The sequence below is a fragment of the Halomonas sp. NO4 genome (assembly GCF_010994375.1).
Lineage (GTDB): Bacteria > Pseudomonadota > Gammaproteobacteria > Pseudomonadales > Halomonadaceae > Halomonas.
In genome coordinates, this window is record NZ_WHMA01000015.1 from 68,503 (window position 1) to 79,511 (window position 11,009).

Annotated in this window: 9 protein-coding genes; 6 read left to right on the plus strand and 3 right to left on the minus strand. The window is 58.1% G+C overall.

Annotation, left to right across the window (positions count from 1 at the left end):
* Positions 1 to 14: 14 nt before the first annotated feature.
* Together FEF15_RS12035 and FEF15_RS12040 are read right to left on the minus strand one after the other, a co-directional pair.
* Complete coding sequence (locus tag FEF15_RS12035; RefSeq protein ID WP_163559418.1) at positions 15 to 917, minus strand: NAD(P)-dependent oxidoreductase; 903 nt, start codon at positions 915 to 917, stop codon at positions 15 to 17.
* A gap of 32 nt (positions 918 to 949) precedes the next feature.
* Positions 950 to 2,401: an NAD-dependent succinate-semialdehyde dehydrogenase gene (locus FEF15_RS12040; protein WP_163559419.1), complete on the minus strand. Its 1,452-nt coding sequence runs from the start codon at positions 2,399 to 2,401 to the stop codon at positions 950 to 952.
* A gap of 630 nt (positions 2,402 to 3,031) precedes the next feature.
* On the opposite strand from FEF15_RS12040, the gene FEF15_RS12045 reads away from it, so the two are divergent.
* From FEF15_RS12045 to FEF15_RS12060, 4 genes are all read left to right on the plus strand, one after another.
* Complete coding sequence (locus tag FEF15_RS12045) at positions 3,032 to 4,003, plus strand: tripartite tricarboxylate transporter substrate binding protein (protein ID WP_163559420.1); 972 nt, start codon at positions 3,032 to 3,034, stop codon at positions 4,001 to 4,003.
* Between the two features lie 133 nt (positions 4,004 to 4,136).
* Positions 4,137 to 4,607, plus strand: coding sequence for a tripartite tricarboxylate transporter TctB family protein (locus tag FEF15_RS12050; protein WP_163559421.1), 471 nt, complete (start codon positions 4,137 to 4,139; stop codon positions 4,605 to 4,607).
* A 13-nt stretch (positions 4,608 to 4,620) separates the two neighbouring features.
* Positions 4,621 to 6,132, plus strand: coding sequence for a tripartite tricarboxylate transporter permease (locus FEF15_RS12055; protein WP_163559422.1), 1,512 nt, complete (start codon positions 4,621 to 4,623; stop codon positions 6,130 to 6,132).
* Positions 6,133 to 6,235: 103 nt separating this feature from the next.
* Positions 6,236 to 7,678 (plus strand): FAD-binding oxidoreductase, encoded by a 1,443-nt coding sequence (locus FEF15_RS12060; RefSeq protein WP_163559423.1) that lies wholly within the window; start codon positions 6,236 to 6,238, stop codon positions 7,676 to 7,678.
* A 249-nt stretch (positions 7,679 to 7,927) separates the two neighbouring features.
* Here the strand turns inward: FEF15_RS12060 and FEF15_RS12065 are convergent, their stop codons facing one another.
* Complete coding sequence (locus tag FEF15_RS12065) at positions 7,928 to 8,455, minus strand: gamma carbonic anhydrase family protein (RefSeq protein ID WP_163559424.1); 528 nt, start codon at positions 8,453 to 8,455, stop codon at positions 7,928 to 7,930.
* Positions 8,456 to 8,872: 417 nt separating this feature from the next.
* On the opposite strand from FEF15_RS12065, the gene FEF15_RS12070 reads away from it, so the two are divergent.
* Positions 8,873 to 9,667, plus strand: a complete 795-nt coding sequence (locus tag FEF15_RS12070) for an enoyl-CoA hydratase/isomerase family protein (RefSeq protein ID WP_163559425.1) — start codon at positions 8,873 to 8,875, stop codon at positions 9,665 to 9,667.
* Between the two features lie 69 nt (positions 9,668 to 9,736).
* Complete coding sequence (locus FEF15_RS12075) at positions 9,737 to 10,921, plus strand: CoA transferase (protein WP_163559426.1); 1,185 nt, start codon at positions 9,737 to 9,739, stop codon at positions 10,919 to 10,921.
* Positions 10,922 to 11,009 lie beyond the last annotated feature (88 nt).

Below are 11,009 nucleotides of genomic sequence, written 5' to 3' on the forward strand. Positions count from 1 at the left end.
CGCCTCGCCTGGGGTCACGACCGTGTCTGGCCGGTCAGGATGCTGACCAGCTCCGGCACCGTCGACTGGGCATGCCCGCAGGAGTCGGCCTCGTCCAATACCTGGTAAATGCCCATGGCGGCGCCCCGCGACGCCCCGGTGTCCTTGGCCATGGCCATGTAGTAGCCCAGGTCCTTGTGCGCGTTGGCGATGCTGAAGCGAAAGCCGCTGTCGTCCCGCGAGAGAATGTACGGTCTCAACCGCTCAAGGACGGTCCCCGCGCCACCCCCGTGGGCCAGTACGTCGACCAGCACGTCGGCCTCGATACCACCTTGTTCGGCGCAGGCTGCGGCTTCGGCCAGCACCGTGGAAAAGCCAATCGAGACAAAGTTATGCAGTAGCTTCAGTTTATGGCCGGCACCCACGGGGCCGGCGTGGGTGATATTCTCGGCGAAACTCTCGAGCAGAGAGAACTGGGCCTCGTAGAGCTCGCGCTCCCCGCCCACGATCAGATTGAGCCGCCCTTCGGCGGCCTCCTTGGGGGTGCGGGTCATCGGGGCATCCAGGAAACGCCCCCCCGCCGCTTCGACCGCCTCGGCGATCTTGACCGTCGAGCTCGGAATCGCAGTCGAGCAATCGATGACCACGGTTCCCGGCTGGATCCCTTGCAAGACGCCGCCTTCACTGAAGAGGACGGCTTCCACCTGGGGCGTGCCCGTGACGCAAATGATGATGATGTCGGAGTGGTGGGCTAGATCCGCCCCCTTCGTGAATGGCACCGCCCCCTGGGCCACCAACTCATCGACAGGCTGGTTGCCGGGGTGGTCGAGGAAATTCAGGGGCCACCCGGCGCGCTGGATGCTGCTGGCGATGCCGTGCCCCATCAAACCGATGCCGATCATGCCAACCCGCTGTTCCGATAACGGCTTGCTGTTCATATCCTGGTCCTATGCTGTGCGTTGGTAATGCCTCAAAGGCCACCCATGCAGAGATACTTGATCTCGATATAGTCATCGATGCCGTACTTGGAGCCCTCGCGGCCGATGCCGGATTCCTTGACCCCGCCGAAGGGTGCCAGCTCGCTGGAAATGATGCCCTCGTTGATGCCCACGATGCCGCATTCGAGGGCTTCGGCGACTCGCCAGACGCGACTCACGTCCCGGGTATAGAAGTAGCTGGCCAAGCCAAACGGGGTGTCATTGGCCTGACGAATGACGTCATTCTCTTCAGTGAAGCGCAATAGAGGGGCTACGGGGCCGAACGTCTCATCGTTCATGAGCAAGGAGTCGGGCGAGACATCCGTCAGTATCGTGGGTTCGAAGAAATTCCCCTTCAGCGCGTGGCGCTTCCCTCCCCGGTAGACACGAGCCCCTTTGCGCGTGGCATCCTCGATATGCTGCTCGACCTTCTCGACTGCCGCCTGGTCGATCAGGGGCCCCAGGGCCACGCCTTCCTCGAGGCCGTTGCCGACCTTTTGCGCGCTGACGGCAGTGGCCAGCCGGTCGGCAAAGTCGTCGTAGACCTTGTCGTGAACAAAAATCCGGTTCGCGCAGACACAGGTCTGGCCCGTGTTGCGGAACTTCGAGGCCATCACGCCCGCCACCGCCTGATCCAGATCGGCATCCTCGAAGATGATGAAGGGCGCATTCCCCCCCAACTCCATTGAGACCTTCTTGACGGTCTGTGCACAGGCGGTGAGCAGCAGCTTGCCCACTGCCGTGGACCCGGTGAAGGAGAGCTTTCGCACTAGCGGATTCGAGGTCAGCTCATCACCCACGACCCTAGCGCTACCGGTCACCACGTTCAGTACCCCCTGGGGAACGCCGGCTCGCTCAGCGAGTTCTGCCAGCGCCAAAGCCGAGTAGGGGGTGCTGGAGGCTGGCTTGACGACAACCGTGCATCCCGCCGCCATGGCGGCGGCCGCCTTGCGGGTGATCATGGCGTTGGGGAAGTTCCAGGGCGTGATGGCGGCGACCACCCCGACGGGCTCCTTGGTGACGACGATGCGTCGATCATTGGCGTGGGCCGGGATGACATCGCCATAGACCCGCTTGGCCTCTTCGCCGAACCATTCGATAAAGGAGGCGCCGTAGGCGATCTCCCCCCGGGCCTCCTGGAGAGGCTTGCCCTGTTCTAGGGTCAGGATCCGCGCCAGATCCTCCTGATGCTCCATGCATAGATCGAACCAGCGCCTTAGGATCGCGGCACGCTGTTTGGCGGTTTTGGTCTTCCAGGCGAGAAAGGCGCGGTCGGCGGCCTCGATCGCCGACCGCACTTGGCCTTGTGTCAGTTGGGGTACGGTCCCCAGCAGCGCATTGTCGGCAGGGTTGGTGACCTCGATGGCAGCCTGCCCCTCGGCATCGGTCCAGCGTCCATCGATATAGCAGTGTTGCCTGAAAAGGGTGGGATCATTCAGGTTCATTGAACTTCCTAAGCAGTGGGTTCTATTGAATGAGTCGCCATTTGTCGATCAAGCCGCAGGCGCAATGTTGGCCGCGATCGAGGTCGTCCCTGGCGCCTTTCCCAGTTAACCCTTTCCCTGCAGTGGCTGACATGGCCAGGCAGGATGGTTAACATGATGGATTAATATGAATTATGTATTCATTGCTATATATTATACTTTCGTCGATAGCCCTTGGCTTGGGAGACGTCAGGCCAACCGGGAGAGGCGATTCGCTACCGCCAGCTTCTTCCAGGCCAGCATCAATGTCAGTCACTCCAGTTACGGTTAATAAAGGGGCCGCTAAAGCCTGATTGAAGACGTTGTGAGTGAGGCATTGCCATGGCCATGACTGGCACGGGCATCCCGCTCACTGTTGAGCTGGGGGGAAGGTGATAACAGTGGGCGGGTAGACTAAAGTTGACGTTGATAAAATGAATTATGTGTTCAGAATTACAAGGGTCATGGCTGTGAAGGGTGCCACAGGCTTTGCGTCTTGGCAGTTTGGCAGGAGTGAGCTGCCAGAGGCTGTTGCAGCGGCCGTGCTGAGCATGCCCGTCGCAGCCATGGGTTTGTGCATGTCGTGCCACAATTACAAACCGGAGTGAACGAATGACCAAGACGAGATGGGTAGGCAAGACTGCATTGTCAGGTGCGCTTTGCTTGGCAGTGTTCAGTGGCAGCGCAAGCGCTTGGGAGCCGGAGCGCAACGTCGAATTCATTGTGCCGTATAGTGCCGGCGGAGGCAGCGATATCAACGCGCGCATGCTGGTGGAAGTGATCCGCCAGAATGACCTTGTTGACCAGACGATACTGGTCAACAACCGGCCGGGTGGCTCGGGAGCCGTTGGCAATAGCTATACCTACAACAAGAGAGGGGACGGCCATACCATCATGACCTTCAATGGTGGTCAAATGATGAGCATGGTGACGAACGATGCCGATGTTCAGCTGGAAGACCTGACCCCTCTCGGTACGCTGGCGCTTGATACGCTACTCTTGGGTGTCGCTGCAGACAGTGATATCGAGGACGTAGATGAGCTGATCGAGCAAGCGCAACAGGATCCGGGCAGCGTTACCATTGGCGGTGCTGGGCGAGGAGGGGAGGACCATCTCGCCTTCGCCATGCTCAACTCCAGTCTGGATGCCGATTTTCAGTATGTTCCCTTCGGTGGTACCGGTGAGGTGACCTCAGCCTTGCTGGGGGGCCATATAGATGCGGCCGTTTACAAGCTGGGTTCTCGCATGGATCCCACTCAGGTTCGCAGTCTTGCCGCCCTTGCGGAAGAGCGCCTGGAGGCCCCATATGACGAGGTGCCGACCTTCGCCGAGCTCGGTTATCCCGATATCCAACTCATGATCTTCCGCGGTTATGCCGGCCCTCCCGAGATGCCAGAGGAGGCCGTATCTTTCTGGGAAGACGTGTTGGAAAAGGCCTCGGAAAGTGAGCAGTGGCAGAACGACTATATCGAAAAGAATAATCTGCTCGGTACGTTCATGGATGCCGAGGAAAGTGCTGAGTTCTACAGCAAAGAGAAGGCCAGGTATACTGAGAAATTTGAGGAAGTTGGTATCATAGAGTGAAGTTTTGGGCGGCGTTGTGGTGATCTTTATATGCCATTCGCCGCCCTGTTTTCTTTGTGTTCGTTGCAAGTGATTATTTCAGAATGTGGATGTGTGGTTGAACGAGGCTTTCATGATGAAGGGGGAGGTGAAGATGAATATTGAAAAGTCTCCTGAGAAAGAGAGCCCATCCTGGCTGCCGGCTTTAGTCACCATCGGTATTGTGCTGATGGGAGCCTCATGGGCAGTGCTCGGATATTTCAAATACGGGTTTTGGGTCAATAATGGTCCTGGAGGTGGTTTTTTCCCGGTTTTGGCAGGGGTCGGCGCAGCCGTTCTCGGCACCTATGAGTTATTGTTTTCTCCCGTAAGAGCCAGGGCTGTGGGCACCAAAAGTCTTTGGCCAGCAGCCGCCATGGGAATAACAGTGGCCAGTATTCCCTTGGTCGGCATGGTTTTGGCCATGGCACTGTTCATCGTACTATGGATTCTCGTCATAGAACGAAAAGCTTGGTACAAGGCCGTCCTGACCGGAGTCGGTGCTGGAGTGGCGATTTACCTCGTGTTTGCCCTTTGGCTTAAGGTCCCATTTCCTCAAGGCTTTTTCCTTGAGATGATGCAATAAGGGGAAGTCTTCTATGGATATCCTGCAGTCTCTATTATTGGGTTTTGCCACCTCTCTGACAGTTCCTAATGTGTTTGCTGCGCTGGTCGGGGCAAGCTTGGGTATCATGATCGGTGCGATTCCAGGTCTTGGATCCGTGACCGGTGTTGCCTTGTTGTTGCCGCTGACATTTCAGATGGACCCGATCACCGGAATCATCATGCTCGGTGCGCTGTATTACGGTTGCATGTATGGAGGATCCTACAGTGCCATCATGCTCAATATCCCCGGTGATGCACCGGCTGTAGTCACGGCCCTCGATGGCTACCCGCTTTCAAAGAAAGGTCAGGCCGGAAAAGCACTGTTTACCGCCAATATCTCATCATTCATCGGCGGTACTATTGGTATCGTAATGCTCACCTTCATGGGGGCAGCTCTGGCCAAGATCGGACTGATGTTCGGACCTGCAGAAGTTGCGGCGCTCATAGTCCTTGCCCTCTGTTCCATCGGCTGGCTGCTTGGTGACAGCCCGAAGAAGGGGCTGATTTCAACGTTTGTCGGTATCATGCTGTCGATGGTTGGCATTGGCCTGGCCTTTGGCCAACCACGCTTCACCTTCGATTCGATGTATCTGTTGAATGGGATTTCCTTCATTCCCCTGGTCATTGGAATGTTCGGGTTTAGCCAGGTGCTGGAAATGATGGTCAACAGGGTAGATGCTGCAGGGCTGATGAAAAAAATCGGTCTTCGGGAAAGCCTGTTGGATAGAAGTGAGGTTCGACGGATTATTCCGGCATCGCTCCGTTCTGGTGTGTTGGGTAACCTTGTGGGGATTCTTCCCGGAGCCGGCGCCACCACAGGCTCTTTTCTTGCGTATGTGCTCGAGAGAAAGATAGGGCGCAACGGTAATGAGCTTGGTACAGGGAGAATCGAAGGTGTGGCGGCTTCGGAAGCTGGCAACAACGCCGCCGCGGCCGGATCTTTTGCCCCTCTTCTCTCCCTGGGTATTCCGGGATCCGGCACTGCTGCCGTCCTGTTGGGAGGCTTGATGATGTGGGGGGTGCAACCGGGCCCTATGCTCTTTCAGAATAGCCCTGATTTTGTCTGGGGACTGATTTCTTCCATGTATTTGGGTAATGTCATGGCAGTACTTTCAGCCTTGGCCATTATCCCCTTTTTGGTCAAATTGCTGAGAGTTCCCCCTGCCTTCATGATTCCTGTCATCGCGGTTGTCTGTGTGGTGGGGGCCTACAGTGTCAATAACAGTATGTTTGATGTCTGGTTCATGCTGGGATCCGGAGTGGTGGCCTATTTCATGAGTGTTGCCAAGTATCCGGTGGCGCCCCTGCTGCTGGCGTTCGTACTGACACCTAGGCTTGAGACCAGCCTTCGTCAGGCACTGGATATCTCGCGCGGAGACTTCTCGATATTTTTCAACAGCCCAATTGCTGTCACGTTGTTGGGTGTCACTGCATTGTTCATCGTGTTTCCTTTATTAAGGAAAATTTTGTTCAGGTCTCGAAAAGAAAAGGTATTGGCAAAATAATTCCTAAGGTCATGCGGTTGGGTGGGAGTGGTGACTGGAAGTTGATTTGAAATGAGGTGTCTGCATCTGCCTACTTGACCCATCCTTTATTAAGAGATGTTAGATGAACGATAGCAAGCCTGAGATTATTGAGTACCTGACAGCAATGCTCGGAGATAATGGGGTGCTGGATGAGCCTGTTGACTGTGCACGGTATCGTCGTGACTGGGCTGGGCATGAGCTGGGAGCTCCCTTGGCGGTAGTGCGTCCGAAAAATACTGAGGAAGTTGCCTGGGTCGTTGGCTTCTGCCATGAGCACAGGATTCGCATGGTGTCCCAAGGAGGACATACCGGTCTGGTCAAGGGGGCTTTGCCGGATAGTCGCTATCCTGAGGTGGTCATCAGTCTCGAGCGCATGACGCACATTCGTCACATCGATCCGCTCAACTTCAGTATGGCAGTCGACAGTGGCTGCATCCTGGAGGAGGTCAAGCGTGTGGCGAAAGAGTATGACTGCTTCTTTCCCCTCTCGCTGGGCGCACAAGGTAGTTGCCAGATCGGTGGCAACATCGCCACCAATGCCGGTGGCGTCAATGTGCTGCGCTATGGAATGATGCGTGAGCTGGTGCTTGGCATGGAGGTGGTGCTGCCCAACGGCGACATATGGGATAGCATGCGGTCACTGCACAAGGACAACCGGGGTTACAACCTACGGCAGTTGTTCTTGGGTAGCGAAGGAACTCTGGGTATTGTCACCGGAGCAGTGCTCAAGCTGTCTCCTCTTCCCCAGCAGTCGCAGACGGCCCTGTTGGCCGTTCCCTCCGTTGAGGCTGCAGTTCAACTTTATGCTCAGGCCCGACGTGCCTGCAGCGATCTGCTGTCCGCTTTCGAATTGATTCCGCGTCAATGTCTGGAGCTGGCTTTCGAAGCCGCTCCGCAGCTGTCCGATCCACTCGACACGGCCTATCCCTACTATGTTTTGATGGAGCTGGGAGCCAGTGGCCCCGTGGATCTGCCCGGCATGCTCGAGAGGTTGCTGGAAGCGGGTATGGAAGACGAGAGGGTACTGGATGGCGTGCTGGCTTCTAGTGTCGCCCAGGCTGATCAGCTGTGGCTGATTCGCGAGAGTATGGTGGAGGGGCAACTGCTGCGCGGCGAACACCTGCGTACTGACGTCGCGGTGCCGATCTCGGCAATTGCCGCGTGTGTGGAACAGGCCTCCGCAGCCGTGACGACGCATTCCCCCGAGTCCCTGGTGATCGCCTATGGTCATATCGGTGACGGCAACCTGCACATCAACGTGCTGCCACCCACCCAGACACCAGCGGAGGCGCTGCCGGCGCTGTTCGAGCAGTTGGAGAGTGCGATCTTTTCCGTCGTGGACGGTTTTGACGGCAGCATCAGTGCCGAGCATGGCATAGGGCGCAGCAAGCAGGCCGCCTACCTGGACAGGCTCTCCGCCACCGAGCGCCGGTTGCTGGCCGGTATCAAGGCGGTGTTCGATCCCGATGAGCTGATGGGGGCAGGACGTATCCTGCCGCTGCCTGAACGATCATCGTCCTCCTGATGATCGCTGAGCCGTCCGTCTTGAAATCGAGGCGGAACGCCTGGCCGTTCGCTCTTCTTTCCCCATGATGGGAGCCACCATGCAAGCCATCAGCCCCCGCGACTGCCTTGCCGAAGGCCTCGTCAGCGCGCTGCTGGTCGGCCGGCGCGAGATATGAGCATGCTCTTTACGAGGGCGACACGGCGGGCCGAATGCCTTGCCGTGTCGCCCTTCGGCCGATTATGACGGGAAGTGGAGGGGGCCCCAGGATCACTCGCTCAGCGGCTTCAGATGGTCCAGATAACGCTCCTTGCGCGCCACATAGCTCTTGCTGCTCTCGCCCAGGCCGGCCACCTCCTCGGCGCTCAGGGTGCGCACTACCTTGGCAGGCGAACCCAGGATCAACGAGTTGGAGGGGAATTCCTTGTTGGAGGTGATCACCGAGCCGGCGCCGATCAGGCAATTGTCTCCGACCCACGCGCCATTGAGGATGGTCGAGTGCATGCCCACCAAGGTGCCGTCACCGATGGTGCAGCCATGCAGCATGACTAGATGACCGACAGTGACGTCCTTGCCGACGCTCAGGGGGAAGTCAGGATCGGTATGTAGCACGCAATTTTCCTGAATGTTGCTGTTGTCGCCGATGCGGATCGGCTCGTTGTCGCCTCGCAGCACGGCTCCTGGCCAGATGCTGACGTGCTTGCCCAGCCGAACGTCGCCGATTACGGCGGCCTCGCGAGCGATGAAAACGCTGGCATCGTAGCGGGGCGAAAGATCCTCGAGCGCGTAGGTGGTCATGTCCTGTCTCCTCTTGTGGTGGGTCGGACGGCCGTTGACTGTCCGGCAGCCGGTGGCATCACCGCCATGGGCAAGGAATACATTAGGAAGCCTGGCGCCTGGCGTCAACAAATATGAATTCATAATTCTCTCTACAAAAAAGCCACTTGTCCCGCGTAACTAATTGAATTTTAAGCACTATCAAGCCCTTGTGTTTGCTGAGGCAGACAAAGGTCTAATTTGACAAAATGAATTATGAGTTCAAAATTACAATTGTGTGGTCCTGGTGCTCTTCGACCCGCTCACCCTGAGCCAAACCGCATGCGCGGGGTGCGATCGGGACGCATAGGAATTATGCACCGCGACGTGCGCCGAGCGTAACGACGGCAGGTGAGGCCTCCGGCCGCCTGCCAGCCGCTGACGAAGCAGGAGGGGGAAATGGAGCCGAAATCGACGGCCGAGCTGGAGTTCATCAAGGACGGGCGCATCGCCTGGCTGATCTTCAATCGTCCTCAGGTCCGTAACGCCATGACCTGGGACATGTACGACGCACTCGAGCGCTACTGCCACGCCTTGAGCGAGGATCCCGATATCGATGTGGTGGTGCTGCGCGGGAGTGGCGGCGAAGCCTTCGTGGCCGGAACCGATATCAAGCAGTTCACTACCTTCGACTCGGCCCAGCACGCGCTGGATTATGAGCATCGCATCGATGAGGTCATTGGTGCCCTGGAGTCATTGAACAAACCCACCATCGCTTTGATTGAGGGGTTCTGCGTCGGCGGCGGCGCGGCCATCGCCATGGCTTGTGATTTCCGCTATTGCACGCCTGAACTGCGTTTCGGGGTGCCCATCGCCAAGACCCTCGGCAATTGCGTCTCCATTACCAATGTGTCGCGTCTGGTCGATCTGGTCGGCGCCGCCAGGGCGAAGGAGGTGCTTATGCTGGCCAAGCTGTTCAAGGCCGAGGAGGCGAAGCTGGCCGGTTTGGTGACCGAGGTCATTGCGCCCGAGACGATCGAAGCCGAGGTCAGACAGGTCGCCGAAAGGTTGGGCGGCTTCGCCCCCCTGACGCTGCGCGCCTCCAAGGAGGAGGTCCGGCGTGTACAGGCAGCGCGGCGACCCGCTGCCGGCAGCGAAGAGGACCTGATCACGCTCTGCTACACCAGCCGCGATTTCAAGAGCGCCGTCAGCGCTTTCATCAATAAGACACCCCATGCCTGGCTCGGAGAGTAGTGGCCGTTCCTTGACTGTTCGTGGCCTTTGCCGATCGCAACGTTTTCCTATTACAACGAGGTAGCTAGCATGCTTCCCTTAACGAAGATGAAAGTTCTCGACATTTCCCAGATCATGGCCGGCCCTTACTGCACCATGGTGCTCGGCGACATGGGGGCGGATGTCATCAAGGTGGAGAAGAAGGGCGGTGACGACAGCCGCCAGATGGGGCCCTACGTCAATGACGAGTCGACCTGCTTCGCCCAGATCAACCGCAACAAGAAGAGTATTTCGCTGAACCTCAAGGAGGAGGAGGGGCGCGAGATCTTCTATCGCCTCGCCAAGGAAGCCGACGTGATCGTAGAGAACTACCGCACCGGCGTGGCCAAGAAACTGCAGGTGGATTACGAGACCATCAAGGCCTTCAATCCTGGGATCATCTACTGCTCCATCTCCGGCTACGGGCAGACCGGCCCTTACAGCCAAAAGGGGGGCTTTGACCTGGTGGCTCAGGGCATGACGGGACTGATGTCGATGACCGGTGAGCCGGGCCGGCGCCCGCTGAAGACCGGCATCGCCGTCTACGATATCGGCGCAGGGATCACCGCCGTCTATTCGGTCCTGGCCGCCTACATCCACAAGATGAATACTGGAGAGGGGCAACACGTAGATGTAGCCATTGCTGAGTGTGGCCTGCCCTGGTTCACCTGGGAAGCAGCAGCCTACTTCGCCGAAGGCACCGTGCCCGAGCCCACTGGCTGGCGCCACCGCGTGTCGGCGCCCTATCAAGCGATCAAAGTACAGGATGGCTACATCATGCTGGGCTGTGCCAACCAGCGCACCTGGGAGCGCCTCTGCCATGAGGTGATCCAGAGACCGGACCTGCTGGAAGACCCACGCTTCGTCACCAATCACTTGCGCGGGCAGAACGTGGAAAAACTGGAGACCGTGCTCGAGGAGATCTTCGTGCAGGATGTGCGCGAATCCTGGCTGGCCAAGTGTGACCAGGCGGGCGTGCCGGCCGGCCCCATCAACAACTTCGCCCAGGCCCTGGACGACCCGCATTATCAGGCTCGTGGCATGGTGCAGGAGATGGATCACCCGACCATCGGAAAGATGAAGACCATCGGATTCGCCAGCAAACTCTCCGAGACCCCGCAGCAGATTCGTCGGCCGGCACCGCTCTATGCTCAGCACACCGACGAGGTCATGGCTGAGCTGGGTATCGATGAGACCCGCTGCGAGGAGCTGCGTCGCAAGGGCGTGATCAAGTGACAGAGGGGAGCGGAAAGACATGAAGATCCTCGTCGCGGTCAAACGCGTCATCGACTACAACGTCAAGATCCGGGTCAAGCCGGACAAC

Coding starts and splice junctions, on each gene's coding strand:
- FEF15_RS12035 (WP_163559418.1), bottom strand. CDS start 917: ATGAACAGCAAGCCGTTATCGGAACAGCGGGTTGGCATGATCGGCATC.
- FEF15_RS12040 (WP_163559419.1), bottom strand. CDS start 2,401: ATGAACCTGAATGATCCCACCCTTTTCAGGCAACACTGCTATATCGAT.
- FEF15_RS12045 (WP_163559420.1), top strand. CDS start 3,032: ATGACCAAGACGAGATGGGTAGGCAAGACTGCATTGTCAGGTGCGCTT.
- FEF15_RS12050 (WP_163559421.1), top strand. CDS start 4,137: ATGAATATTGAAAAGTCTCCTGAGAAAGAGAGCCCATCCTGGCTGCCG.
- FEF15_RS12055 (WP_163559422.1), top strand. CDS start 4,621: ATGGATATCCTGCAGTCTCTATTATTGGGTTTTGCCACCTCTCTGACA.
- FEF15_RS12060 (WP_163559423.1), top strand. CDS start 6,236: ATGAACGATAGCAAGCCTGAGATTATTGAGTACCTGACAGCAATGCTC.
- FEF15_RS12065 (WP_163559424.1), bottom strand. CDS start 8,455: ATGACCACCTACGCGCTCGAGGATCTTTCGCCCCGCTACGATGCCAGC.
- FEF15_RS12070 (WP_163559425.1), top strand. CDS start 8,873: ATGGAGCCGAAATCGACGGCCGAGCTGGAGTTCATCAAGGACGGGCGC.
- FEF15_RS12075 (WP_163559426.1), top strand. CDS start 9,737: ATGCTTCCCTTAACGAAGATGAAAGTTCTCGACATTTCCCAGATCATG.